This is a genomic window from Pseudorhodobacter ferrugineus DSM 5888 (assembly GCF_000420745.1).
GTDB classification, from domain to species: Bacteria; Pseudomonadota; Alphaproteobacteria; order Rhodobacterales; family Rhodobacteraceae; genus Pseudorhodobacter; species Pseudorhodobacter ferrugineus.
The window spans coordinates 65,118-90,762 of the sequence record NZ_ATVN01000014.1 but is presented as its reverse complement, the minus strand read 5'-3'; the positions used below and the strand labels follow the sequence as shown (position 1 = coordinate 90,762).

The 25,645-nt window shown below is 59.4% G+C and carries 25 protein-coding genes; 11 read left to right on the top strand and 14 right to left on the bottom strand.

The window, feature by feature from the left end; all coding sequences use genetic code 11:
- The first annotated feature begins 6 nt into the window (after nucleotides 1–6).
- Genes G560_RS0113195 through G560_RS0113185 form a run of 3 tightly spaced genes read left to right on the top strand, consistent with a single transcriptional unit; the run spans nucleotide 7 to nucleotide 3,363 of the window.
- On the top strand, nucleotides 7–405 hold the full coding sequence (locus G560_RS0113195) for a response regulator transcription factor (protein ID WP_028914075.1): 399 nt from the start codon (nucleotides 7–9) through the stop codon (nucleotides 403–405).
- Nucleotides 402–671: a hypothetical protein gene (locus tag G560_RS0113190; protein ID WP_022704780.1), complete on the top strand. Its 270-nt coding sequence runs from the start codon at nucleotides 402–404 to the stop codon at nucleotides 669–671. Before G560_RS0113195 ends, G560_RS0113190 begins: the two co-directional genes overlap by 4 nt.
- A 1-nt stretch (nucleotide 672) precedes the next feature.
- Nucleotides 673–3,363 carry an ATP-binding protein gene (locus G560_RS0113185; RefSeq protein ID WP_022704779.1) on the top strand — a complete coding sequence of 897 codons (2,691 nt, stop codon included), beginning with the start codon at nucleotides 673–675 and terminating at the stop codon, nucleotides 3,361–3,363.
- A gap of 9 nt (nucleotides 3,364–3,372) precedes the next feature.
- On the opposite strand, the gene G560_RS0113180 is transcribed toward G560_RS0113185, so the two are convergent.
- Nucleotides 3,373–3,822, bottom strand: a complete 450-nt coding sequence (locus G560_RS0113180) for a hypothetical protein (RefSeq protein WP_022704778.1) — start codon at nucleotides 3,820–3,822, stop codon at nucleotides 3,373–3,375.
- Between the two features lie 147 nt (nucleotides 3,823–3,969).
- Between G560_RS0113180 and G560_RS0113175 the strand changes: the two genes are divergently transcribed.
- Nucleotides 3,970–4,398, top strand: a complete 429-nt coding sequence (locus G560_RS0113175) for a SufE family protein (protein ID WP_028914074.1) — start codon at nucleotides 3,970–3,972, stop codon at nucleotides 4,396–4,398.
- Here G560_RS0113175 and G560_RS0113170 read toward each other — a convergent pair.
- The 6 genes from G560_RS0113170 to modA all read right to left on the bottom strand — a co-directional run bounded on the left by G560_RS0113170 (nucleotide 4,395) and on the right by modA (nucleotide 11,791).
- Entirely contained in the window at nucleotides 4,395–6,191 is a 1,797-nt protein-coding gene (locus tag G560_RS0113170; protein ID WP_022704776.1) for an aminopeptidase P family protein, read from the bottom strand. The two genes, G560_RS0113175 and G560_RS0113170, sit on opposite strands and share 4 nt — an antisense overlap.
- The gene (cobT, locus tag G560_RS0113165; RefSeq protein WP_022704775.1) at nucleotides 6,192–8,066 is read right to left on the bottom strand and encodes a cobaltochelatase subunit CobT; all 1,875 of its coding nucleotides are present in this window, start codon (nucleotides 8,064–8,066) and stop codon (nucleotides 6,192–6,194) included.
- Between the two features lie 77 nt (nucleotides 8,067–8,143).
- Nucleotides 8,144–9,118 (bottom strand): cobaltochelatase subunit CobS, encoded by a 975-nt coding sequence (cobS, locus tag G560_RS0113160; RefSeq protein WP_022704774.1) that lies wholly within the window; start codon nucleotides 9,116–9,118, stop codon nucleotides 8,144–8,146.
- Nucleotides 9,119–9,285: 167 nt separating this feature from the next.
- Nucleotides 9,286–10,380 carry a molybdenum ABC transporter ATP-binding protein gene (gene modC, locus G560_RS0113155; protein WP_022704773.1) on the bottom strand — a complete coding sequence of 365 codons (1,095 nt, stop codon included), beginning with the start codon at nucleotides 10,378–10,380 and terminating at the stop codon, nucleotides 9,286–9,288.
- Complete coding sequence (modB, locus tag G560_RS0113150; RefSeq protein WP_022704772.1) at nucleotides 10,380–11,060, bottom strand: molybdate ABC transporter permease subunit; 681 nt, start codon at nucleotides 11,058–11,060, stop codon at nucleotides 10,380–10,382. The genes modC and modB overlap by 1 nt, the downstream gene beginning before the upstream one ends.
- Nucleotides 11,057–11,791 carry a molybdate ABC transporter substrate-binding protein gene (gene modA, locus G560_RS0113145; protein WP_022704771.1) on the bottom strand — a complete coding sequence of 245 codons (735 nt, stop codon included), beginning with the start codon at nucleotides 11,789–11,791 and terminating at the stop codon, nucleotides 11,057–11,059. The genes modB and modA overlap by 4 nt, the downstream gene beginning before the upstream one ends.
- 146 nt (nucleotides 11,792–11,937) lie before the next feature.
- On the opposite strand from modA, the gene tgt reads away from it, so the two are divergent.
- The 6 genes from tgt to G560_RS0113115 are packed head-to-tail and all read left to right on the top strand — an operon-like array spanning nucleotide 11,938 to nucleotide 15,910.
- Nucleotides 11,938–13,068, top strand: a complete 1,131-nt coding sequence (gene tgt, locus G560_RS0113140) for a tRNA guanosine(34) transglycosylase Tgt (protein WP_028914072.1) — start codon at nucleotides 11,938–11,940, stop codon at nucleotides 13,066–13,068.
- A 58-nt stretch (nucleotides 13,069–13,126) separates the two neighbouring features.
- Nucleotides 13,127–13,765, top strand: coding sequence for a heme ABC exporter ATP-binding protein CcmA (gene ccmA / locus G560_RS0113135; RefSeq protein WP_022704769.1), 639 nt, complete (start codon nucleotides 13,127–13,129; stop codon nucleotides 13,763–13,765).
- The gene (gene ccmB / locus G560_RS0113130; protein ID WP_022704768.1) at nucleotides 13,762–14,418 is read left to right on the top strand and encodes a heme exporter protein CcmB; all 657 of its coding nucleotides are present in this window, start codon (nucleotides 13,762–13,764) and stop codon (nucleotides 14,416–14,418) included. The genes ccmA and ccmB overlap by 4 nt, the downstream gene beginning before the upstream one ends.
- Before the next feature lie 52 nt (nucleotides 14,419–14,470).
- Nucleotides 14,471–15,199, top strand: coding sequence for a heme ABC transporter permease (locus G560_RS0113125; protein ID WP_022704767.1), 729 nt, complete (start codon nucleotides 14,471–14,473; stop codon nucleotides 15,197–15,199).
- Entirely contained in the window at nucleotides 15,196–15,390 is a 195-nt protein-coding gene (gene ccmD / locus G560_RS19300; RefSeq protein WP_022704766.1) for a heme exporter protein CcmD, read from the top strand. Before G560_RS0113125 ends, ccmD begins: the two co-directional genes overlap by 4 nt.
- Nucleotides 15,383–15,910, top strand: coding sequence for a DsbE family thiol:disulfide interchange protein (locus tag G560_RS0113115; protein ID WP_022704765.1), 528 nt, complete (start codon nucleotides 15,383–15,385; stop codon nucleotides 15,908–15,910). The genes ccmD and G560_RS0113115 overlap by 8 nt, the downstream gene beginning before the upstream one ends.
- Before the next feature lie 458 nt (nucleotides 15,911–16,368).
- On the opposite strand, the gene acnA is transcribed toward G560_RS0113115, so the two are convergent.
- The gene (gene acnA, locus G560_RS0113105) at nucleotides 16,369–19,140 is read right to left on the bottom strand and encodes an aconitate hydratase AcnA (protein WP_022704763.1); all 2,772 of its coding nucleotides are present in this window, start codon (nucleotides 19,138–19,140) and stop codon (nucleotides 16,369–16,371) included.
- 358 nt (nucleotides 19,141–19,498) lie between these two features.
- On the opposite strand from acnA, the gene G560_RS0113095 reads away from it, so the two are divergent.
- Entirely contained in the window at nucleotides 19,499–20,212 is a 714-nt protein-coding gene (locus tag G560_RS0113095) for a DUF1223 domain-containing protein (RefSeq protein WP_022704761.1), read from the top strand.
- Nucleotides 20,213–20,318: 106 nt separating this feature from the next.
- On the opposite strand, the gene G560_RS0113090 is transcribed toward G560_RS0113095, so the two are convergent.
- The 6 genes from G560_RS0113090 to purB all read right to left on the bottom strand — a co-directional run bounded on the left by G560_RS0113090 (nucleotide 20,319) and on the right by purB (nucleotide 25,642).
- Nucleotides 20,319–21,191 (bottom strand): lysophospholipid acyltransferase family protein, encoded by an 873-nt coding sequence (locus G560_RS0113090; protein ID WP_022704760.1) that lies wholly within the window; start codon nucleotides 21,189–21,191, stop codon nucleotides 20,319–20,321.
- Complete coding sequence (locus tag G560_RS0113085) at nucleotides 21,191–22,090, bottom strand: DMT family transporter (RefSeq protein ID WP_022704759.1); 900 nt, start codon at nucleotides 22,088–22,090, stop codon at nucleotides 21,191–21,193. Before G560_RS0113085 ends, G560_RS0113090 begins: the two co-directional genes overlap by 1 nt.
- A 239-nt stretch (nucleotides 22,091–22,329) precedes the next feature.
- Nucleotides 22,330–23,412: a flagellar motor switch protein FliG gene (locus G560_RS0113080; RefSeq protein ID WP_022704758.1), complete on the bottom strand. Its 1,083-nt coding sequence runs from the start codon at nucleotides 23,410–23,412 to the stop codon at nucleotides 22,330–22,332.
- Between the two features lie 108 nt (nucleotides 23,413–23,520).
- Nucleotides 23,521–23,682, bottom strand: coding sequence for a hypothetical protein (locus G560_RS21045; protein WP_022704757.1), 162 nt, complete (start codon nucleotides 23,680–23,682; stop codon nucleotides 23,521–23,523).
- 23 nt (nucleotides 23,683–23,705) lie between these two features.
- Nucleotides 23,706–24,242, bottom strand: coding sequence for a tetratricopeptide repeat protein (locus G560_RS0113070; RefSeq protein WP_022704756.1), 537 nt, complete (start codon nucleotides 24,240–24,242; stop codon nucleotides 23,706–23,708).
- A gap of 95 nt (nucleotides 24,243–24,337) precedes the next feature.
- Nucleotides 24,338–25,642: an adenylosuccinate lyase gene (purB, locus tag G560_RS0113065; protein ID WP_022704755.1), complete on the bottom strand. Its 1,305-nt coding sequence runs from the start codon at nucleotides 25,640–25,642 to the stop codon at nucleotides 24,338–24,340.
- Nucleotides 25,643–25,645 lie beyond the last annotated feature (3 nt).

Genomic DNA, 25,645 nt, shown 5'->3' with positions numbered 1-25,645 from the left:
CAATATATGGGCCAGCATGTGCTGCTGATCGAAGACGAACCGAATATTGCCGAGGCGATACGCTTTATCCTGAGCCGTGACGGTTGGCGGGTCAGCACATATGGAAGTGGGCTGGAAGCCGTTGCGCAGGTGCAAAGCTTGCGGCCAGATGTGTTGATTCTGGATGTGATGCTGCCGGGGCAAAGCGGGCATGACATCCTTGCCCAGCTGCGCGGGATGCCCGATTTCACCGATTTGCCGGTGTTGATGCTGACTGCCAAGGGCCAAGGGCGCGACCGTGAGATGGCCGAGCGTGCTGGGGCGAATATGTTTATGGCCAAACCGTTTTCCAATGCCGAAATTGTGGCGGCGGTCCGGTTGCTTGGTGCGGATCAGATTGGCCAAGACGGGACACAGGGCACATGAAACGGCCTATGTTCCTTGCGGCGCACAGCTATCGGCAACGCCGTTTGCGCGATGCTGCGCGGTTGTTACCCATTCTGGCCAGCTTTTTGATCATTTTGCCGATGTTGTGGGGCGAAGAAACGGGGGATTTGCGCTATACAGGGCGCGATGCGATTTATTTGTTTACGGTCTGGCTGGTCCTGATCGTTGCGGCGGCTTTGCTGGCGCGCCGTCTGTCGATCGAGGCGGACACAGCCCCACCTGTTTTGCCCAAGGACAAATCGTAAGATGCCGTTTAACCTGCTGGTTCTGGCGTCACTGTCCTATGTGATTTTCCTGTTTGGCGTGGCGTTTTTCGTGGAACGGCGCGCGGCCCAAGGGGCGGCGGGTTGGTTGCGGTCGCCCTTGGTGTACACCTTGTCTTTGTCGGTTTATTGTACGGCTTGGACGTTTTATGGGGCCGTGGGCTATGCCGCGCGGTCGGGGCTGGAATATCTGACCATTTATCTAGGCCCGACGATTGTGTTTGTCGGCTGGTGGTGGGTACTGCGCAAGCTGGTGCGGATCGGGCGACAGCACCGTGTCACGTCCATCGCGGATTTGATTTCCAGTCGCTACGGCAAATCGAACCTGCTGGGCGTGATTGTGACCGTGATGTGCGTGACGGCAGCAACGCCCTATATCGCACTGCAATTACAATCGGTTACCCTGTCATTTGGGGTGTTCGCCAGTGCTACGGTTGATGGCTGGGCCAAACCGGATGGCGAAGTGACCTCTGTCTGGGTGACGGGCGGATTGGCCCTTTTTACCATTTTGTTCGGCACCCGAAATCTGGATGCGAACGAGCAGCACACCGGCGTTGTCACGGCGATTGCGGTAGAGGCGGTGGTGAAACTGCTGGCGCTTGTCGCGGTTGGGGTGTTTGTTGTTTGGGGTATTGCAGACGGGCCGCGCGATATTCTGGCGCGCATTGATGCCAGCAGCATGGCCGAATGGCATATGAAACCGTCACGCTGGACCGGACTGATTTTTCTGTCGGCGGCCGCGGTGATTTGCCTGCCGCGGATGTTTCAGGTGTTGGTCGTGGAAAACAGCGACGAGCGCCATCTGGCGACCGCAAGCTGGGCATTCCCGCTGTATGTGTTGATGATGAGCCTGTTTGTGGTGCCAATTGCGGTGGTCGGGCTGGAATTGATGCCCGAAGGGGCCAATCCGGATTTGTTCGTGCTGACTTTGCCGTTGTCCCAAGGGCAGGGCGGTTTGGCGATGCTGGCGTTTCTTGGTGGGTTCTCAAGCGCGACCTCGATGGTGATTGTGGCGTCGATTGCGCTGGCGACGATGGTGTCAAACCATATTGTCATGCCGTTCTGGTTGTCGCTGCGCCCCGCACGGGCGGTGCCGGGGGATGTGCGGCGGTTGGTTTTGCTGTCACGGCGCTTGTCGATCGTTGCGATCTTGGCATTGGGCTATGCGTATTATCAGGGGTCGGGCGGATCGGCGGCGCTTGCCGCGATTGGGCTGATTTCCTTTGTGGGCGTTGCGCAGATTTTGCCTGCGATGATGGGCGGTATCTTTTGGCGCGGCGCCACGCGGACGGGCGCGATTTGGGGGCTGTGCCTTGGCTTTGCGGTTTGGGCCTATACGCTGTTTTTCCCGTCCTTTGGGGCCGATGCGGTGCTGTCGGCCAATGTTATGGCAAACGGGCCGCTGGGCATTGCATGGCTGCGCCCGCAGGCGCTGTTTGGGGTTGAGGGTATGGACCCGCTGATCCACGCGCTGTTTTGGTCTATGGCTTTGAATACAGTGGCCTTTTGTACCGGATCATTGCTGACGTTTCCGAACCCTGTGGAACGCGTGCAAGCGGCGGCCTTTGTGAACGCGTTTGATGCAGAACCGGGCAATACGCGCGGTTGGTCCGAACATGGGGCGGTGGGGGCCGAAGATTTGCTGATCATGGCGCAGCGCATTCTGGGCAACGACGAGGGGCTTGGGTTTTTTGAAGGCCAAGCGCGGGCGCAAGGCAAAAGCGGCTATTTGCCCGACCCGACTGCCGGATTTATGGAGCAGTTGGAACGGCGGTTGGCGGGGGCCGTGGGGGCGGCGACTGCGCATGCGATGATTTCACAGATCGCAGGCCGTGCGACTGTTTCCGTTGAGGATTTGATGGCGGTGGCGAACGAGGCCGCGCAGATCATGGAATATTCAAGCAAGCTGGAAGAGCAGCAAGACGAGTTGACCCGCACTGCCCGTCAGTTGCGCGATGCCAATGACAAGCTGACCCAGCTTTCGGTGCAAAAAGACGCGTTCCTTAGCCAGATCAGCCACGAGTTGCGCACGCCAATGACGTCGATCCGCGCTTTTTCGGAAATTCTGGCCGAGGACGATTTGCCCGGGGAAATGGTGACGAAATATGGAAAGGTGATCCATGACGAGACCAAACGCCTAACTCGGCTGTTGGATGATTTGCTGGATCTGAGCGTGTTGGAAAACGGGACTGTGCAGCTTAACCTTGAATTAAGCAACCTGCGCGAGATGATCGACGGGGCGCTGCGATCATCAAGCCATACGCGGGCGGAGCGCAGCTTTGTCATCCACCGCGATTTGCCCAGCGAAGATATTTTCCTGCGCACGGATAGCGACCGGCTGACGCAAGTGTTTATCAACCTCATTTCCAATGCGCGGAAATATTGCGATGCGGCCAACCCCGAACTGCGTATTTCGGTGCGGCGCAAGGGCGGGCGTGTGATCGTGGATTTCATCGACAATGGCAGTGGCATTCCAAAAGGCCAACAGGCGTTGATATTTGAAAAATTTGCGCGATTGACCGACCAGACCAAAGCCGGCGGTGCAGGGCTTGGCCTTGCGATTTGCCGCGAGGTTATGGCGAATTTAGGCGGCACAATTTCTTACTTGCCGGGGCAATGGGGGGCCGCGTTTCGGGTCACCTTGCCGCTGCGCCTTGAGCCGCCAAAGAAATAGTCGGGCGGGTTAACGGCGGCTGGTGCGGGCGTTGTTGGCACCTTGCACGGTGATCTGGCGAATGGAATCGAGTTTGATATTCGACAGATAGGTCGCGACGGTCACTTCACGCGACTGCGGGGTTGACGAGATCTGCGCCGTGATCGGTGGGAACACGCGGAAATCGAATGTGATCTGACCATCGTCAACGGGGCGAGCCACAAGCTCGGCTTCCCAATAGCCTTGGGTTGGGGGCAGGCCGGTTGCGCGAATAATCACGCCGCCCGGCATTCTTTCCAGCGTAAGGTCGGTGACTTGGGACACCAGCAAACGGCTGTCTTGTGGCGCCTCAACCAAAAGGGTGACGGTTTCTTCGGAACCGCCAAACCAATTGAACGGGTTCAGGCGCGAATTGCTGATAGACGAGCAAGCCCCTAGGGCCAATGTTGCGCAGAGTGTTGCGACCAGTGGTGTGTTCATTGCGGCTCTTCCCGTTCAGCTCTGCTTATTGGGTAGCCCAAAGCGAAGCGTTTGAAAAGCACTTGCTGCGAGGAAATGTTGCCAATTGCTGGACCTGAGGCCGCGAAGGCGCTACCTCTGTTGAAAATTGCAATCGGAGCAGACGGAATGGCCAGCGCCGCATTCGAAGATATTGCCGAAACATTCGAGTTTCTTGAGGATTGGGAAGAGCGTTACCGCCACGTGATTGCCTTGGGCAAGGAAATGCCCGCTTTGGCCGAGGCGTTCAAGGTGCCCGCGCTAAAGGTTGACGGCTGTGCCAGCCAAGTGTGGCTGCGGCCCGTGATTTCAGGGCAGGGCAAGGCGGCTGTGTTCGGTTTTGAAGGCGAAAGCGATGCGATGATTGTGCGCGGGCTGATCGCGGTTTTGCATGCGCTTTATGCGGGTGCCACGGTGGATGAGGTGATGACAATCGACGCTCCTGCCGAACTGGCGCGGCTGGGGCTGGATGAGCATTTGTCGTCGCAGAGGTCCAACGGCGTGCGCGCGATGGTGGAACGGATCCGTGAGACGGCAGCGGCCGAGATGGCGGGCTAAAGCGGGGCTGTTGCGGAGGCAAGCCAGGCCTTGGCGGCGCTTGACAGCCGTGTGCCCAGCTTGTCCATGACCTGAGCATGATAGGCGTTCAGCCAGTCCTTTTCACCGGGTGCCAGCAGGGCCGTATCAATCAGCCTGCGGTCAAGCGGCACAAAGGTCAGGGTTTCAAAGCAAAGCTGGTCGCGGTCATCGGCCAGTTTCGGCGCAGGGGTGACGACGATCAGGTTTTCCAGCCGGATGCCAAAGACCCCTTCGCGGTAATAGCCCGGCTCATTCGACAGGATCATTCCGGGTTGCAACGGTACGTCTGACACCTTGCTAATCCGCTGCGGGCCTTCATGGACTGACAAAAACGCACCAACGCCGTGGCCGGTGCCATGATCAAAATCCATGCCCGCCAGCCAAAGGGGATAGCGCGCCAAAGGATCCAGATCTCGGCCTGCAAGGCCACGGGGCCAGCGGGCACGGGAAATGGCGATCATGCCTTGCAACACGCGGGTATAGGCGGCGGCGGCCCCATCGGGCACGGGGCCAATCGCCATCGTGCGGGTGATATCGGTGGTGCCATCAACGTATTGCGCGCCGCTGTCCACCAAAAGCAATTCGCCCGACGTCACCGCGCGGTTGCTTTCGGTGGTCACACGGTAATGCATGATCGCGCCATGTTCGCCTGCGCCGCAGATGGTATCAAAGCTGATGTCATGCAACTGGTTCGTCGCGCGGCGGAAGGATTCGAGCGCTGTAACCACGTCAATTTCGGTGAGCCCGCCTTTGGGAGCCTCGGCATCCAGCCAGCACAGAAATTCGACCATCGCGGCCCCGTCGCGCAGATGCGCCGCGCGGGTCGCCGCAATCTCGGCCTCGGTTTTGCAGGCTTTGGGCAGGCGGCACAGGTCATCGCCCCAAGCGATGTCGATGCCCGTCTCGGCCAGCTCCAAGGACACAGCCACAGGGGCGGTGGCACGGTCAACGCGCACAGGGCCTTGCAAGGTGCGCAGCGCGGGCATGAAGGCAGATGGCGGGCGGATCGTGACTTGCGGGCCAAGATGGGCGCGGGTGGTTGGGTCGAATTTGTCTGGGTCGGCGAAGAGCGAGACAGAGGCGTTACAGTGAAGAATGGCAAAGCCGTGGACGATGGGGTTACGGGGCACGTCCGCACCGCGAATGTTCAGCAACCAGCACAGAGAATCCGGTAGCGTGATAACCATTGCCGATTGCCCCGATTTGCGCAGTTCGGTGGCGATGTCTGTGCATTTTTGGGTGCTGGTGCTGCCTGCAAGCGTATCGGGATGGATGAACGCTTTGCCCAAAGGTGCATCTGGTTGATCCGGCCAAATCGCATCGACCATATTGCTTGCAGCACAAAGGGTTACGCCCGTTTCTTCAAGTGTTTTCTCAATTGCCGAAATCTCATCCTTGGTATGCAGCCACGGGTCAAAACCGATGGCGCCTTGCGCCAGATGATCGGCGATCCAGGGGCCAGGTTTTACCTCGGGCCAAGGTACGGGGGTGAAATGGGCAAGATCAACCTGACCCTTGACCTGCGTACGGTAGCGACCGTCGATGAACACGCCTGCCACGTCGGTCAAAACGATGCAAAACCCTGCCGATCCGGTGAACCCTGTCAGCCATTGCAAACGCTCGTCCCGCGCGGCGACATATTCGCCTTGGTGGGCATCGGCACGGGGAATGATGAAACCTGCAAGTCCTTGCGCTGCAAGGGTTTTGCGCAGCTGCGCAAGGCGGGCGGGGCCTTGGGCCGGAGTGGCGGTGGCGTTGAAGGTTTGGTGCATTTAGCCGACCTTTCGCATGCCCAGCACCCGCGCGCGTTTGCGCGGATCGGTGTCAAACAATCCGGCAAGCTGTTCGGTCATCGCACCCGCCAATTGTTCCACATCGGTGATGGTCACTGCGCGGTTATAATAGCGGGTCACATCATGGCCTATCCCGATTGCTATCAACTCGACAGCCTTTTTCTTTTCCACCATGGCAATCACATCGCGTAGGTGTTTTTCCAGATAATTCGCGGGGTTAACGGACAAAGTTGAGTCGTCTACCGGTGCGCCATCGGAAATAACCATCAGGATTTTGCGCGCCTCTGGGCGGGCCATCATGCGGCGGTGGGCCCATTCCAGCGCCTCGCCGTCGATGTTTTCCTTCAGCAACCCTTCCTTCATCATCAGCCCTAGATTGGGCCGCGCGCGGCGCCAAGGGGCGTCGGCGGATTTATAGATGATGTGGCGCAGGTCGTTCAAGCGGCCGGGCTGTTGCACACGGCCCGCCCCCAACCAACGTTCGCGGCTTTGCCCGCCTTTCCAGGCACGGGTGGTAAAGCCGAGGATTTCGACCTTGACCGAACAGCGTTCCAACGTGCGGGCCAAAACATCGGCGCAAATTGCGGCGATGGAAATCGGGCGACCGCGCATGGAACCGGAGTTATCCAATAGCAGGGTAACGCAAGTATCGCGAAATTCGGTGTCTTTTTCCTGCTTGAACGAAAGGGGCGTGGTGGGGTTTGCGATCACACGGGCAAGGCGGCCTGCATCCAGCGTGCCTTCCTCCAAGTCAAACAACCAGCTGCGGTTTTGCTGCGCTTGCAGACGGCGCTGCAGCTTGTTGGCAAGGCGCGACACAGCACCTTTCAGGGGTTCCAGCTGTTGGTCGAGATAGGCGCGCAGGCGTTCCAATTCGGCGGCCTCGGCCAAGTCTTCGGCGCGGATTTCTTCATCAAAATCCGTGGTATAGACGGCGTAGTTCGGGTCCGCATCGGAATGGGCGGCGGGGGGCGGGGGCTCCATCGGGGCCTCGCCTTCGGGCATCTCGGTCTCTTCGCCTTCTTCCATGTCCGACATATCGTCTTCGGACACTTGCGCTTGGGACGCGTCTTGCTGCTCTTCTTGGGACCGTTCCGGCGAGGATTCGCTATCGTCTTCCTCGCTTTCGTCGTCACCAGAGCTTTCTTGCTGTTCGTCGTCTTGCTGCGCATCGTCGCCGGACTCTTCATCCTCATCCGGCGCGTCGGGGTCATCGCCCAACTGGTCGCCATAGCCGAGATCAGAGATTACCTTGCGGGCAAGGCGGGCAAAGGCAGCTTGGTCTGCCAGAACATGATCAATGTTTTCAAGGGTTTCGGACGCGCTGTCCTCGATAAAACCGCGCCAGAGGTTCATCACGTTATCCGCGCCTTTTGGCAAATCGCGGCCCGTGGCAAGGTGGCGGATCAGGTAACCTGCGGCGACGGGCAAGGGCGCGTCGGTGGCTTGGGTGATCTCGGCATAGCCTTTGCGCGCGGCCTCATGTCCGATTTTGGCGTCGATATTACCAGCGGTGCCGGGCATGGCGCGGGCGCCAACGGCCTCACAGCGCGCGGTTTCCATCGCCTCATAAATCTCACGCGCGAGGGTGCCGGTGGGCGCGTATTTGGCGGCGGTGGCATCATTATGGAACTTGCGGCGCAAAGCAAAGGCATCGGCAGTGCCACGGGCCAGCAGCACCTCATCGCGGGTCATGCGGCGGCTAACCTGTGGTAATCGCACGCCTTCTTTGGTCATGCCCGACGGATCCACCGAATAGGTGACGGTCATGTCCGGGTCATCGGCCATGACTTTGGTCGCCTCGGCCAAGGCCTTTTTGAACGGATCGGCGGGGTTATCGGTTGGTTTGGTCATGAGAATCCCGGATCGGCTGGGGTAGGGTGGGTGTTAACCCACCGCTTGAGGGGTGGTGGGTTGGCACCCACCCTACATCACTTCATCGCCATGCTGGCCGCTGATTCCGGCAGTTCCTCGGCAAAGCAACGCTGGTAGAATTCGGCCACGGTTTGGCGTTCCAGCTCATCGCATTTGTTCAGGAATGTCAGGCGGAAGGCATAGCCTATGTTTTTGAAAATACGCGCGTTTTCGGCCCATGTGATGACGGTACGGGGCGACATGACGGTGGACAGATCGCCGTTCATAAAGGCCGTGCGGGTCAGGTCTGCGACCGTGACCATCTGGGAAATATCCTTGCGGCCTTTTTCGGTATTGTAATGCGGGTTCTTGGCCAGCACGATCGCCGCCTCGGCATCATGGGACAGGTAGTTCAGCGTGGCCACAAGCGACCAGCGGTCCATCTGGGCTTGGTTGATCTGCTGGGTGCCGTGATAGAGGCCCGTGGTATCGCCAAGACCGACGGTGTTGGCCGTAGCGAACAGGCGGAAGGACGGGTGCGGCGTGATGATTTCGTTCTGGTCCAGCAACGTCAATTTGCCGTCATGTTCCAGCACGCGCTGGATAACGAACATCACATCGGCGCGGCCTGCGTCATATTCATCGAACACGATTGCCACGGGGTTGCGCAGCGCCCACGGCAGGATTCCTTCATGGAATTCAGTAACTTGCTTGCCATCACGCAGTTTGATCGCGTCTTTGCCGATCAGGTCGATCCGGCTGATATGGCTGTCCAAATTGACCCGAACAGTGGGCCAGTTCAGCCGCGCGCCAACCTGTTCGATATGGGTGGATTTGCCCGTGCCGTGATAGCCTTGGACCATGACACGGCGGTTATAGGCGTAACCTGCAAGGATCGCCAAAGTCGTGTCGGGATCGAATTTATAGGTCGGGTCAATCGCGGGCACGCGGTCGGTTGGTTCGGCAAAACCTTTGACTTTCATATCGGTGTCGATCCCGAAAACCTCGCGTACAGAGATTTCTTCGGTCGGTTTCATCAGCGCGTCAGCCATAGGTTTGCCCGTTCCTTAAGTGTGTCGGGCGTTCCTGCAACGGGGAAAAGCCCAGCGTATGTTTTGCGTATGCTTTGCGTATGCCATCCGTATGTACACGCCTGCGAGAGTGATGGAACATATCGCAAAAGGGTGCAAGGGAAAGGGGCATATGTTTTTTGTATCGGTTACAAGGCGCGGGGGGGCATGGCGCCGATGTTGCCTTGGGCCACGGACACCGATTTCAGGATGGCAAAGCAGTCGACGCCCGCGCGCAGGTCTAGCGCGGTGGCCGAGCGGCGGGTGATGCGGGCAAGGATGCGGTCTGTGCCTATTTGCAGTTGCACCAACGCCCCCGGCCCATCGCCTGTGCGCAGGTCGGTCACGGTGGCGGGCAGGATGTTGAGGGCCGACAGGCCCGTGGGGCGGCTGCGCGACAGCATGACATCCTGGGCCAGAATGCGGATGCGGATGCGGCTTCCGAGGGCGGCGTTGACATGCGGGAGGAGAAGCGCGCCTGCGGAGGTGGCGAGTTGGCTTAGCCCGTCATCCTCGTGCCGTGTCAAGATGGCCTCGATCACCGAACCTGCCTCGCGCAAGCCCAGCGCGGGGGCGACGTTTGGGTCGGACAACAGCGCCTCGATGGGCCCGTGATGGGTGATGCGGCCTGCGTCGATCAGCATCAGGTTTGTGGCAAGGCGCGCCACCTCGGCCATGTTATGACTGACGTAGAGGATGGGGGTGCCGATCTGGTCGCGCAGGCGTTCAAGGTAGGGCAGAATCTCGGCCTTGCGGGCGGCATCGAGTGCGGCGAAGGGTTCATCCATCAAGAGCATTTCGGGACGGGTGAGCATGGCGCGGCCAATGGCGGCGCGCGATTGTTCGCCCCCCGACAAGGTGCTGGGATAGCGGGACAGCAAGGGGGCAAGGTCCAAGGCGGTGATGATGTCACCCAAGCTGGGGCCGGGCAGGCCGCGGGCGCGCGTGTCGGCATAGGCAAGGTTTTTGGCCACGGTCAGGTGCGGAAACAGGCGGGTATCTTGGAACACATAGCCAAGCCCGCGTTTGTGGGGCGGGGTGAATTGGGGGCCATCTTGCCAAACCGTATCATTCCACGCGATGCGGCCCGTGGCGCGGGGGTCCAGCCCTGCGATCACCCGCAGCAGGGTGGATTTGCCGGACCCAGAGCGACCGAAGAGGGCGGTTAGGCCCGATGCGGGGATGGTTTCACGAATGGCCAAGGTGAAGTTGGGATAGGCAAGGGTGACATCCAGCGACAGCATCAGGGCCGCCCCCCTGTGGGGAACTGGCGGTTGAGGCTGTAGACCAACAGGAGGGTCACGAAGGAAAACACCAACAGGATAGCCGACAGCACATGGGCATCTGCATAGTTGATGGTTTCCACATGTTCATAGATCGCAATCGAGATGACCTTGGTTTTGCCCGGAATATTGCCGCCGACCATGAGGACTACACCAAATTCGCCAAGCGTATGGGTGAAGCTGAGGACGGTGGCCGTTAGAAACCCGCGTTTGGCCATGGGGGCCGCGACGGTTGCAAAGCGGTCAAAGGGGGAGGCGCGGAGCATGGCGGCGGCCTCTAGCGGTTTGGGGCCAATGGATTCGAACGCTGATTGCAAGGGTTGCACGGTGAAGGGCAAGGAATAGAGCATCGAGGCGATGACAAGGCCGGTAAAGGAAAAGGTTAGGGTTTCGCCTGTGACCTGCACCCAGAATGCGCCGAATGTGGAATTGGGGCTGAACAGGACCAAAAGGTAAAATCCGAGGACTGTGGGGGGCAGCACAAGGGGCAGGGCGGTCAGCGCCTCAATTATTGGTTTGGCGCGGGACTTGGTTTGGGCCAGCCACCAAGCCAAGGGCGTGCCGAGGAGGAGGAGCAGGCCCGTGGTGATTGCGGCGAGGTGGAGGGTGAGCCAGAGGGGGCCAAGATCGGGAAGGGTCATGGCAGCGCGTAGCCGCTGTTGGCGATGATGGCGCGGGCTTGGGGCGTTGTGAGGTAGGCGAGGAAGGCTGTGGCGGCGGGGTTGTTTGCGCCGTGGGTCAGAAGGATCGCGTGTTGCTGGATGGGGGGGTACAGGTTTGCGGGCACATCCCAGACATAGCCTTTGGGGTTGGTCAGGGCCGAGCGTGCGACGAGGCCAGCCTCGGCAGCACCGCTATCGACCAAGGCAAAAGTTTGGCCGATGTTTTGGCCCATGACGATTTTATCGGCGATGGCACCTTCAAGCCCCATCGCGGTCAGGGCCTGCATGGCGGCTTGACCGTAGGGGGCCAGATCGGGGTTGGCGATGGCGATATGGCGGATTTGGTCGCTTTGTAAGGTGACGGTGGGGTCAGTATTGATTGGCATGTTCGGCGCCCAGAGGGTCAGGATGCCGATGGCGTAGGGTTGGGGCCGGCCATGCCCATCGCTGTACAGGCGCGCAGGGGTGGCGGCATCAGCGGACAAAAGCAGGTCATAGGGCGCGCCTTGGGTAATTTGGGCGTAGAGCTTGCCAGTGGAGCCGGTGGTGATTTCTATGCTGTGCCCCGTTTCGGCCTGAAACTGGGTGGCAAGCGTTTGGGCGGCATCCGCAAAGTTGGCAGCAACAGCGGCAAGGGCGGTTTCGGCCTGTGCCGTTTTTGCCTGCAAGGGCAGGGCAAGGCAGATCAGCAAGGCAGCGCGGTGCAGCATTTCGGGGCCTTTCGGGGCGGTTTGGGTGAATATTGCCCTGTGGGTGCTTGGGGGCGCAAGGGGGCGTTTTGGTGCGTCTGTTCTGAGGGGCTTGGCTTTTGGTTGCAATTTGCCCAAAAGGGGCCGTCATAAAAGGGGCGACGATGATGGGACAACGGTTCAGCTTTGACGTAAAGGCCACGGATGGGCGGGCGCGTTTGGGGGTTATTTCAACCCCGCGCGGCGATATTCGCACGCCGGCCTTTATGCCTGTGGGCACGGCGGCTACGGTCAAGGCGATGATGCCAGAGTCGGTGCGCGCGACGGGGGCCGATATTTTGCTGGGCAACACCTATCATTTGATGCTGCGGCCCACGGCGGAACGGATTGCGGGCTTGGGCGGGTTGCACAAGTTTATGAACTGGGATCGGCCGATTTTGACGGATTCGGGTGGGTTTCAGGTGATGTCTTTGGCGAGTTTGCGCAAGCTGACCGAGGAAGGTGTTACGTTTTCCAGCCATATTGACGGGTCCAAGCATATGCTGTCGCCCGAACGCAGCATGGAGATCCAAAAGCTGCTGGGGTCGGACATTGTGATGTGTTTTGACGAATGCCCTGCCTTGCCTGCGACAGATGCCGAGGTGGCCAAGTCGATGGCGCTGTCGATGCGCTGGGCGCAGCGGTCACGCGATGCGTTTGGCGACCGGCCGGGACATGCGCTGTTTGGCATTCAGCAAGGCGGTGTGACGCAGGACTTGCGGGCCGAAAGTGCCGAGGCGTTGAAGGCCATCGGGTTTGATGGCTATGCCGTGGGCGGTTTGGCGGTGGGCGAGGGGCAAGAGGCGATGTTTGGCGTGCTCGATTATGCGCCCGATATGTTGCCGCACGATAAGCCGCGCTATTTGATGGGCGTGGGCAAGCCCGATGATATTGTGGGTGCTGTGGAACGCGGGATTGATATGATGGATTGCGTGCTGCCGTCGCGGTCGGGGCGCACGGGGCAGGGCTGGACACGGCACGGGCAGGTGAACCTGCGCAATGCGCGGCACAAGGATGACCCGCGCCCGTTGGATGAGGCTTGCGAATGCCCCGCCTGCCGCCAATATTCGCGCGCCTATTTGCACCATGTCATCAAATCGGACGAGATCATCGGGTCGATGCTGCTGACCTGGCATAACCTGCGGTATTATCAGGACCTTATGGCCGGATTGCGGGCGGCGATCGGGGCGGGGACGCTGGTGGCGTTTGTGGCGGATTTCCATGCAGGGCGTGCGCAGGGCGATATTGAACCGCTGTGAGGGCCGCGACAGACCGCACCCTTTTCGCATGCTTTTAGTTGGGATAGATCTGTAACCGATGGATTTGCGCGTAGATCAGCTTGCCGTGGCCCGTGGGGGTGTGACCGTGCTGGAAGGGGTTCGTTTTGCCTTGCCAGCGGGGCGCGGCTTGGTGCTGCGCGGACCGAACGGGATTGGCAAGACGACATTGCTGCGCACGGTGGCGGGGTTGCAGCCTGCGGTGGCGGGGTCTGTGTCGGTCGCGCCGGATGCGATTGCTTATGCAGCGCACGCCGACGGGTTGAAGGCCACGCTGACGGTGGCCGAGAATTTGAGATTTTGGGCGGCGGTGTATGGAACTGCCGCGGTGGAGGACGCGCTGGGCCGGATGAATTTGGCCGAGCTGCGCGACCGTCAGGCGGCGAACCTGTCGGCGGGGCAAAAGCGGCGGCTGGGGCTGGCGCGGTTGCTGGTCACGGGGCGGCCCATTTGGGTGCTGGATGAACCGACCGTGTCGCTGGACACGGCATCGGTGCAATTGTTTGGCGATGTGGTGCGCGGGCATCTGGGCGCGGGCGGGTCGGTGCTGATCGCGACCCATATAGACCTTGGGCTGGAGGCCGATGTGCTGGAGCTGGGGCCGTTCAAGGCGATTGGTCCGCGCGGCGGCGGCGCGGGTGGCGCGTTTGATGCGGCCTTTGGCGGGGATTTCGCATGATCGCGTTGTTGGTTCGGGATATGCGGCTGGCAATGCGGGCAGGGGGCGGCTTTGGTCTTGGACTTGCGTTTTTCCTGTTGGTGGCGGTGTTGGTGCCGCTGGGGGTCGGGCCGAACAGTACCGTTTTGGCGCTGATTGCACCCGGGATATTGTGGGTTGGCGCGTTGCTGGCGTGTTTGTTAAGCCTTGATCGGGTGTTCGCGCTGGATTTTGAGGATGGGTCGCTGGACCTGCTGGTCACGGCCCCTATTCCGTTGGAAGGGGTGGTGGCCATCAAGGCGCTGGCGCATTGGACGGTGACGGGCCTGCCGTTAACGATTGTGGCGCCTGTGTTGGGGGTGCTTTTGAACCTGCCCGTGGATGGGTATGTGTGGCTGGTGGTGTCGCTGGCGCTGGGCACGCCTGCGCTGTCGGTGATTGGGGCGTTTGGCGCGGCGTTGACGGTGGGGCTGAAACGTGGCGGGCTTTTGTTGTCGCTGCTGGTCTTGCCGCTGTATGTGCCAACGCTTATTTTCGGGGCCGAAGTGGTGAAGCGTGGGGCCGAAGGCATGGCCACGGGCACGCCGCTGGCGCTGTTGGCCGCGATTACGGCGGGGGCGGCGGCGCTGTTGCCTTTTGCATCTGCTGCGGCAATCCGTATCAACCTGCGGTGAACAAACTGTGTTACAGCTTGCCGCCGAAACAAGGAAAGTCTAGCTAATCGCCATGTCATTTTGGGAATACGCAAATCCGCAGAAATTCATGCAACTGTCGCGCAAGGTAATGCCTTGGGTGGCGGGTGCGTCAGTGTTGTGTCTTGTTGGTGGGCTGGCTTGGGGGTTTTTCGGCACGCCGGATGATTACAAGCAAGGATCGACGGTCAAGATTATTTACCTGCATGTGCCCGCCGCGATGATGGCGATCAATGCTTGGGTGATGATGCTGGTCACGTCTTTGGTCTGGCTGATCCGGCGGCACCATGTGTCGGCGCTGGCGGCCAAGGCGGCGGCCCCTGTGGGGTTGGTGTTTACGCTGATTGCGCTGGCCACGGGGGCGCTTTGGGGCCAGCCGATGTGGGGGACCTGGTGGGCCTGGGACCCGCGTTTGACCAGCTTTTTGATTTTGGCGCTGTTTTATCTGGGCTATATCGCGCTGTGGCAAGCGGTGGATGACCCCGACACAGCCGCCGATTTGACGGGGGTTTTGTGCATCGTCGGGTCGGTTTTTGCGCTGCTGTCGCGCTATGCGGTGAATTTCTGGAACCAAGGGCTGCACCAAGGTGCGTCCTTGTCGCTGGATAAAGAAGAAAACGTGGCGGATGTGTTCTGGTTTCCGCTGTTGGTGTGCATTGCGGGGTTTGTGCTGCTGTTTTTGGCGCTGGTGCTGCTGCGTACGCGTACGGAAATTCGGGCGCGGCGGATGGGTGCGCTTTTGGCACGGGAGCGGATGGGATGATGCCGGAACTTGGGAAATATGCGGGTGCGGTGCTGGGGTCTTATGCGGCATCCATCGCGTTGATCGTTGTGATTGTGGGGTGGAGCCTGTGGCGCGCGGCGAAGGTAAAGCGCGCCTTGGCCGAGGTTGAGGCACGGGCGGCGACGGGGACGGGCGCGTCGACGACGACGGGGGCTGGCAAGCATGGCTAAGGTGTTGATGTTCTTGCCGCCTTTGGCATTTGCGGGGCTGGCGGCCTTGTTCATTATGGGCATGAACCGCGAAGATCCCGACACTTTGCCGTCGGCGCTGTCGGGCAAGCCTGCGCCTGCGGTACAAGTGACGCCATTGGGCGACGGCGCGGTTTTTGGTGATGCCGAATTGCGCGTGCCCGGGGTAAAGTTGGTGAATTTCTTTGCCAGCTGGTGCGCGCCGTGCAGGGTGGAACACCCGTTTCTGGAGCAATTGGCCGCGGAAGGGATCACAATTTATGGTGTGAACTATAAGGACCGCGCCGAGGATGCGTTGGGGTTTTTGGGCGAGCTGGGCAACCCCTATACCGCGATTGGGCAGGATCAGGGCCGGATGGCGCTGGATTGGGGTGTGTACGGCGTGCCGGAAACCTATGTGATTGATGGTGATGGGCAGATTGTGCTGCGCTTTGCAGGGCCGATCACCGCGCAAGAGTTGGAGCGGCAGATACGCCCCGCGATTGCCGAGGCTTTGCAGTAGAGCCTGCGATTTTTCTGTGAAAAAGCGGTAAAGTCTGCGATTTTTCTGTGAAAAATCAGGGGGGCTGTCTGCCCCCCTTGGTAGGTTTGCGGGGGCAAACCCGCCCCCCCGATGACATTTTTGTCGAAAAGAAAGCCGGGGCTGCGGATGCCACGGCGCGCGTGTCCCTTAAAGCAGCGTTTGCATCGCAAGGACCATGGTAAGGCCAAATAAGGCCGGAACCCAAGGCAAAGGCGGCGCTATGGGGAGGCGTGGTTTGCTGCGTTGCAAATGCCGGTCAATTTCAGATTGAGGCCTAAGAGTTGGGACGTGCATTTATGAACCCGTTTGTGCTGTGTGCTTTCCTTAGTTTGCACAGTCGGATTTAACGAGACGCTAATGGCTATGCGTCTTTTTGAAAAGCAACAAGCGCCCCGAGTGGAGCGCTTGTGCGTTGGTTTTATGTAGAAAACTGTCGGTTACTGGGCCTTGGCCAAGTCGCGCAGCACGTAATGCAGCACGCCGCCATGTTCGACATATTCCTTTTCAATCGCCGTATCGATCCGGCACTTGATCTGGATGGTTTTGGTTTTGCCATCGGCATAGGTGATATGGCATGGCACTTCGGAAAGCGGTTTAAGATCGCCTGCCAAACCTTCGATGCTGATCACCTCATCCCCTGTCAGGGCAAGCGATTTACGGGTCGCGCCGCCGGTGAATTCGAACGGGATAACGCCCATGCCAACGAGGTTGGAACGGTGGATCCGTTCAAAGGATTCGGCGATCACGGCCTTGACCCCGAGCAGCGCCGTGCCTTTGGCCGCCCAGTCGCGGCTGGAGCCTGCGCCGTATTCGATGCCGCCAAAGATGACCAGCGGTGTGCCGGCATCCTGATAGGCCATGGCCGCATCAAAGATCGAGGTCTGCACGCCGTCTGGGCCTTTGGTATAGCCGCCTTCAACGCCGTCCAGCATTTCGTTCTTGATGCGGATATTGGCGAAGGTGCCGCGCATCATCACCTCATGGTTGCCACGCCGCGCACCATAAGAGTTGAATTCGCGCGGGGCGACCTGACGGTCGACAAGATACTTGCCCGCGGGCGAGGTATCTTTGAACGAGCCTGCGGGCGAGATGTGGTCGGTGGTGATCATATCGCCAAGCAGAGCCAGAACGCGCGCGCCTTTGATATCGGAAATCACGCCCGGATTTTTGGACATGCCGCGGAAATAGGGCGGGTTCTGGATATAGGTCGAGCTGGATGGCCAATCATAAGTTTCGGAATCCGGCGTTTTGACCGCTTGCCACTTTTCATCGCCTTTGAACACATCGGCATATTTTTTCAGGAAGGCGGCGCGGGTGACGGTGCTTTCGACCAGATCCGCGATTTCCTTGTTGGTTGGCCAGATGTCTTTCAAATAGACCGGCTGACCGTTGGAGCCTGTGCCCAAAGGTTCAGTCGTCAGATCAATGTTCATATCGCCTGCCAGCGCATAGGCCACCACGAGCGGCGGGGAGGCGAGGTAGTTGGCGCGCACGTCTGGCGAAATCCGGCCTTCAAAGTTGCGGTTGCCCGACAGAACGGCCGTAGCAACAAGGTCGCCTTCGTTGATCGCAGCCGAGATTTCGGGTTGCAGCGGGCCAGAATTGCCGATGCAGGTGGTGCAGCCGTAACCGACGAGGTTGAAGCCGATGGCATCAAGGTCTTCTTGCAGGTTCGCAGCCTCAAGGTATTCGGACACGACCTGAGAGCCGGGCGCGAGCGAGGTTTTGACCCAAGGTTTGCGGGTCAGGCCCAAGGCACGTGCTTTGCGCGCCACCAGACCCGCGCCGATCATGACGTAAGGGTTGGAGGTGTTGGTGCAGGATGTGATCGAGGCAATGACGATAGAGCCATCGCGCAGTGTATAATCCTCGCCGGCAACTGCGGCCGTAGAGAAGCCATCGGTGTTGCCGGGAACATGGGCCGGGGCAGGGGCACCGCCTTCGGCACGCATTTCGACTTTCTCGGCCTTTGGCGCATCGGGAAGTTTGCGGACGCCGCGGATGTAATCGGCAAAGACCGATGATGCGCTGTCGAGTGCCACGTAATCTTGCGGACGCTTTGGGCCAGAAATAGCAGGCACGATGGTGCCCATGTCGAGTTCCAGCGTCGAGGTATAGATTGGGTTGTAATCGGCATCGCGCCACATGCCGTTGGCCTTTGCATACGCCTCGACCAGCGCAATACGGTCTTCGTCGCGGCCCGAATTGCGCAGGTAGCGCAGGGTTTCGGTGTCGATCGGGAAAAAGCCGCAGGTTGCGCCGTATTCGGGTGCCATGTTGGCGATGGTCGCGCGGTCGGCCAGTGGCAAACGGTCAAGGCCGTCACCGTAGAATTCGACAAACTTGCTGACCACGCCGTGTTTGCGCAGCATTTGAACGACTTTCAGCACGAGGTCGGTGGCGGTTGTGCCCTCGATCATGCTGCCGGTCAGTTTGAAGCCGACGACTTCGGGGATCAGCATCGAGACGGGCTGGCCGAGCATCGCTGCCTCTGCCTCAATCCCGCCGACGCCCCAACCGAGGACAGCCAAGCCGTTGACCATTGTGGTGTGGCTGTCGGTGCCGACGAGAGTGTCTGGGTAGGCGATTTCGTTGCCGTGCTGGTCTTTGTCGGTCCAGACGGTTTGCGACAGGTATTCAAGGTTGACCTGATGGCAAATGCCCGTGCCCGGAGGCACAACACGGAAGTTGTTAAAGGCGTTTTGACCCCATTTCAGGAAGGTATACCGCTCCATATTCCGCTCATACTCGCGGTCCACGTTCATCTGGAAGGCGCGCGGGTTGCCAAATTCGTCAATCATGACCGAATGGTCGATGACAAGGTCAACAGGGGCCAAGGGATTGATTTGCTGGGCATTTCCGCCAAGGCCGATGATGCCGTCACGCATGGCGGCAAGGTCGACCACGGCGGGCACGCCGGTGAAATCCTGCATCAACACGCGGGCGGGGCGATAGGCGATTTCGCGCGGGTTTTGGCCGCCATTGGTTGCCCATTCGCCAAAGGCGCGGATGTCATCCACCGAGACGGTTTTACCATCTTCAAAGCGAAGCATGTTTTCCAAAACCACCTTCAGCGCGGCGGGAAGGCGTTTGAAATCGCCAAGTCCAGCCTCTTGTGCGGCGGGAATCGAGTAGTAGGAAACTGTGGAACCGCCGGCGGTAAGGCTGCGGCGGGTTTTGGTGCTGTCATGTCCGACGGTGACGGTCATCTCTAACCTCCTGGCTGGGGCGTGAATGTCGTGATCTTCCCTTGCGTCATGCCTGTTTTGCGGCCTTAAAGCAAGGGAGTCGCCGCTTTGTATGCAATTGTATGCCGAAAATCCAGCCCCAATTTCTGCGTCATTTTAGCTTTCAATGGGCGCACGGGCTTGGCATTGGTTTGTAACGCTGGCTCGCAAAACCTTGATTGGCCCAAAGTGGCGGATGGGGATAGACAAGCCTAAAGCGGTTCTGCCTAACCTTACGCACATGACGCTGCCTGAAACCAAAATTTCAACGCGTGATAGGATGTGTGCGGGGTAAAGTTGAGGTTGAAACGCTATAAACGATGGGAACGGGAATACTACGATGAACAAGGCGATTACAGCCGCTTGCGCGGCATGGGCAGTTTTTGCCGCCCCTTCTTTTGCGCAAAGCAATGACGCGGTTGTGGTGGAACTGTTTACCTCGCAAGGCTGCTCCTCTTGTCCGCCTGCGGACGCGTTATTGGGTGCGCTGGCACATGATCCGCGTTTATTGGCGCTGTCATTGCATGTGGATTATTGGGATTATCTGGGGTGGAAAGACAAATTCGCCAGCCCGACTTTCACCAAGCGTCAAAAGAGCTATGCCCATCATGCCCGTGACAAGATGGTCTATACGCCGCAGATGGTTGTTCAGGGCCAAACGCGACTGGTCGGGAACAAAACCGAGGCGGTGACTGCGGCAATTTCGGCGGCAATTTCGGCGGCACTGGCGCAAGGCCCGTTGACCGAGATTTCGCTGGTTCGCAATGGGGATATCCTGTCGATCCGTGCCCAGCCCATCGCCGGCGCGGGCAAACCGATTCATGTGCAGCTTGTGCGGTTCAGCCCTGCCGAGGAAGTCGTCATTGAACGGGGCGAAAATGCGGGCAAGACCATCACGTACCACAATGTCGTCAAATCGTGGCAGGTGATCGGCAAATGGGATGGCACATCGGCTTTGGTCGTGGATACGCCTGTCACAGGGTCATCGCCTTTGGCGGTGATTTTGCAATCGGACGGGCCTGCGGAAATTTTGGCGGCGGCGCGTTTGCGCTAAGGCGTGTCGATTTGACATGCATCACATAGCGCTGCCTGAAATCAACGGTTTCAACGCGGTATGTGATGTCTGTTGGATCAAGGTGACGTCGAAACGCTTTAGGCTCCTATTTCCAGCGGCGGTGAACCCAGAACCATTGGTCCAAATTCTCGCGCACAAGGCGTTCGAGGGAATCGTTCAAGGCTTGGGTCATCGCCTCGGGGGGGCCGTGCGGAATTGGCGGTTCGATGATGATATCGAAATCCAACCCGTTGGCGCGGCGCACCGCATAGGTGGGCACAACCAAGGCATCATATTTCAAGGCCAGCTGGGCCGCGGATAGGGCGGTCATCGCGGTGTGGCCAAAGAATGACAGTGCCGAGCCGTGGTGCATGTGCTGATCCATCAAAAGACCCAGCATCCCGCCCGAGCGCAAAAAACGCACCATATCACCAAGACCTGCGCGGCCGCGTGGAAACACGGGCGTGCCGATGCGCGAAATGGCTTTGACGTAATGGGCGTTGAAATCGGGGTCGGCCATTGGGCGGTACAGCGCGCCAACCCGAAAGCCGCGTGCGATCAAGGCGGCGCGGCTGGCGTCATAATTGCCGAAATGGCCGGTCACTAGGATGACAGGCCGCCCCGCGGCATGGGCGGCATCGAGATCGGCAAGGCCTGCGCCCTTGAGCGGTTCAGCCGTGGCGCGGGCAACGAATTCGGCGCCTGAATAAATTTCAATCAGAGTGCGGCCCACATTGCGCGGCACGGCGCGGGTCATGCGCTTTACCTCATCAGGGGGCAGATCGGGGAGGATGCGGGCAAGGTTTTCACGGACCCGTTTGTCATAACCCGCTATGGGCGCGATCACATAGGCCATGACCCAGCCGCACAAAGGCACGCGCCATGTGTAAGGCAGGGCCAGCAACAGCCCGATCAGGCCCTGCAACGCGATGTTGCGCAGCCGTTCGGTTTTGCCTTGTGATGTGGATTTCTGTGCCATCAGCCCGTGGGGTTATCGCGCAAGGCGCGGGTTTCGCGGTGCCAGACATAAAGCCCTGCCGCCACGATCACAAGCGCGCCGATCACTGTCCAGCGGTCGGGGTATATGTCAAAGAACAAAATCCCCCAGCCTGCGGCAAAAATAATCCCGACATAGGCAAAGGGCGCGACCGATGCTGCCTCGGCCAAGGTAAAGGCGCGGATGATGCAAAGCTGGGCCACGGTGCCCAACACACCGATCAGCGCAAAGGTTGGCAGATCGTCGCTGGCGATGGGGACCCAGACAAAGGGCAGCGATAGGCTGGCAAGGCCCGTGCAGATCACCGAGGTGAACGCCATCGAGGTCCACGCACTTTCCTTGGGGCCGATCCAGCGGGTGATCAGCGCGTTGGCGGCATAGCAGACGGCCCCTGCCAGCGGCAAAAGGGCTGCGAGCGAAAACAGGCCAGTGCCGGGGCGCAGGATGATCAATGCGCCGCACAGGGCCGCAAAGACGCCGAACAGGCGGCGCGGACCCAGCCTTTCACCCAGAAAAATGGCGGCGCCAAGGGTGATCAGAACGGGGTTTACATCAATCAGCGCCGTCGCCTCGGCCAAGCCGATATAGGCGAGGCTGGTAAAAAACAGGGCTGTCGCCCCGATTTGCGTCACGGCGCGGGCAAAATGAACCGTGATGTATTGGCTGCGCAAATGGGCAAAGAACCGATGGCGCAGGAGGATAAGGACAAGGATCAATTGGCCCAAGAACCGGATCCACACCAACATCGGCGCGGGGTAGCGATCGACCACGCCTTTGACATTGGCATCCATCAAGGTGAAGCAGAATATCGCCAGAAGCATGAACAAAATGCCCGCCCCATTGTTGCCGAGGCGTGGCACTTTGGTCTGTTTCATGGTCATGGGGATAAGGTCCGGTACTGGAAGGTGCTGGCACCTCTCTATAGGGAAAAGACTGGGGATTGAAATGGGTTGCATGCCGGCGAATTGGACTGAATGCACCAAGACCCGATAGCATTTGGTTCGGGTGAGGGTTGCGTTCAACAAACGGCATTTTGGTTGAACGCAAAATCGCTTGCACCATTGTGTCGAAACGTAGGCAGAGCGCTTGCCCAATCTCTCAATGTGATCAAGGCGCGCGCCTACTCCTCCTCCTCTTGGACAAGTGCCAACTCACCCGAGGTTTCCAGCACCCGTATCGCGGAAATGACCGCCGATTGCGCCGCCTCACCGTCTTTTTCCTTTACCTTGCCACGCTCGGCAATTTCCTCTCGTAAGGATTGCGCCATGCGTTGCGACATGTTGGCCAGAAAGAAATCGGCAGCATCTGTCAGTTCCTGGGTCCCCGTCGCCGCAGCAAGGGCTGTGACCAAGATAGGTTGTTCCACGATTCGGGTGATTTTTGGCACATCGCGCGGGTTTATCCGTGCGGGGATATGTACGAAGGTAAAGATCGCCTTTCGGACCAAATTGGCAAAGGCCTTGTCATCTTGATCCAGCCCCGCCAACACCTCATCGCGGATGGTTTGGGGGGCTTGGTTCAAAATGGCACAAACCCGTTCAACGGGGCCTGTGTCAAAGGCGCGGGCGGGCAGGTTTTCAAGTTCTGTCACCAAAGACAGGCCGATCCGGCGCACGGTTTCAGGGTCAACATTTCCTGTCAGCGACACGGCAAAGGCGACGCGGCGCGCCCGTTCCCCCGCCAGTTTCCCCAGCAGTTCCGCAGCCTTGGGCACAGCAAGCTTGGACAGCATGACCGCCGCCACCTCGACGCTTTCGTCTTCCAGCACCGGCAAAAGCCGCTCGATCGGCAAGGCAGCGATCCGGTCCCACGGGTCGGCTTTGGACGACGCCCCTGCCAAACGGCGCAAACGACTGGCCGCAGTGGTGGAAATATGGCCGTCCATGATTGAAAGTGCCGCTTCGATGCCGCCAGGAAAGGACAGACCGACCTCCTCAAGCTCGGTTACAAATTCGGTCACGACACGGTCCAAGGTGCGCCTGTCGATCAGACGCATCTTGCTCATCTGTTCGGCAAGCGAGGCTTGGATATGTTCGGGCAGGGACGACAGGGTGATCGGCGACCCTTTGGCCAACATCAGCCGCACAATCACGGCGGCCTTTTCGCGGTTCGTTAGACTGCGCCTTTCGCTGCGCCGTTCGCGATTGGCACCAAACGCAACCCCTGTCGAGAGTTGCGCGAGTTCGGTCGATCCGTTTTCCATTTAGCCCCCAATGGCTGACATCTTGGGGTTAGGTTCGCAGCATCAGGTTAACACGGGCTTACGCCAAAAGGCCCAAGCCCCTGTCTTTCGCCAATTTTTCGCAAAAAATCAGCCTGAAACCGGCAGGCAGGTTTTGCTGGCGGCGTCAAACACCTTGCCGTCAGTGCAGCTCATGGTGGTTTGGGCATGGTCGTCGCCTTGGCAGGCCGCAGCGGCGATGCTTGGCAAAAGCGTAAGGGCACAGAGTATGGCAGCAATCTTGGTCTTCATAACGCGTCCTTTCTGTCGTGGTTTCAATAGCTTAGCGTTTGTCCCGTACCGACGGCGTGGGACAGCGCGGCCTCGGCCCATGTTCCCGTACCATTGCGGTTACGTATTTCATCAAGCTGGCGCGCGGCGGCGGCGATATCGCCTTGTTCGACCAAAGCCTGGCCCATGTAGGACCGTGCCAGAATGTTGTCTGGGTTCACCGCAAGCGCGCGGGCGTAAAAGGCCATGCCGCCCGCCATATCGCCCGCCTTGCGGGTGATAAAGCCGCGGTAGGTCAGCACGCGGTCGCTGTCGCCTTCTTGCATTGCGTCAAGGGCTGCAAGAGCGTCGGTATAGCGGCCCGCATAGGCCAATTCGCGCACCGCGCCAAAACGGGTGTCATCGTCAAGGCTTGCATCCTGCGGGTTCTTGCACTTTTTCGCCTTGGTATCGAACACTTCCCCCTTTTTGCATTCGGTGGTGGTCTCGGTCGGCGTAGGCGGGGCTGTGTCATCACTACCCGCAGCATAGGCCGCAAAAGGCAAGGCGGTTGCGAAAAGAACTGCGGTGAGTTTCAGCATCAATCCACTCCTTATTTTTACTAAACTTAGCACGAAATGGAAAAGGGCAAGCCGGAAAACCAGCTTGCCCCAAAGTTTTGCACGGTTATCGGTGGTTATGCGCCGAAAACCCGTTTGAAAATCGTGTCGACATGTTTCGTGTGATAGGCCATGTCGAATTTCTCATTGATGCCATCAACCCCCAGCGCGGCCACAACTTCGGCATCGGCAAGCAGTTCTTCGCGGAAATCACGGCGTTCTTCCCAAACGCGCAGGGCGTTGCGTTGCACCATCGAATAGGCGGCCTCTCGCGAGACACCCGCTTGGGTCAGCGCCAGCAACACACGCTGCGACATCACAAGCCCCGGGAATTTGTTCATATTGTCGAGCATATTTTGCGGGAAAATCAGCATCTTATCCACCACACCTGTTAAACGGTGCAGAGCGAAATCCAGCGTGATGGTGCTGTCGGGGCCAATCGCGCGTTCAACGGAAGAATGCGAAATATCGCGTTCGTGCCACAGCGCCACGTTTTCCATCGCGGGGATCACCGACATGCGGACAAGGCGGGCAAGGCCGGTCAGGTTTTCGGTTAACACGGGGTTTTTCTTATGCGGCATGGCGCTGGAACCCTTTTGCCCCAGCGCGAAAAATTCCGCGCCTTCCAACACTTCGGTGCGCTGCATATGGCGGATTTCAATCGCCACGTTTTCGATCGATGAGGCGATGACGCCAAGGGTCGCGAAAAACATTGCGTGGCGGTCGCGCGGGATGACTTGGGTGGAAATTGGTTCAGGCGTCAGGCCCAGTTTGGCGCAGACATGTTCCTCGACCCGCGGGTCGATATTGGCGAAAGTGCCGACAGCGCCGGAAATGGCACCTGTGGAAATCTCGGCCCGTGCGGCGCGCAGGCGGGCAAGGTTGCGGTCCATTTCGGCGTAAAAGCGCGCGAAGGTCAGGCCCATGGTGGTGGGTTCGGCGTGGATGCCGTGGCTGCGACCTACGCGGACGGTGTTTTTATGTTCCATCGCGCGGCGTTTGAGGGCGGCGAGCAAGGCCACCAGATCGGCGATCAGAATGTCGGATGCGCGGACCATCTGCACGTTGAGGCATGTATCCAGCACATCGGAGGAGGTCATGCCTTGATGGACAAAGCGCGCCTCGTCCGATCCCACATGTTCGGCCAGATGGGTGAGAAAGGCGATGACGTCATGCTTGGTTTCTGCCTCGATCTCATCAATGCGGGCCACGTCAAACTGCACATCGCGGGCGCGCCACACCGCATCGGCGTTTTCACGCGGGATCACGCCAAGATCGGCCATCGCATCGCAAGCGTGGGCCTCAATCTCGTACCAAATCTTGAACTTGGTTTCCGGCGACCAGATGGCAACCATATCGGGGCGGGAATAACGCGGGATCATGGG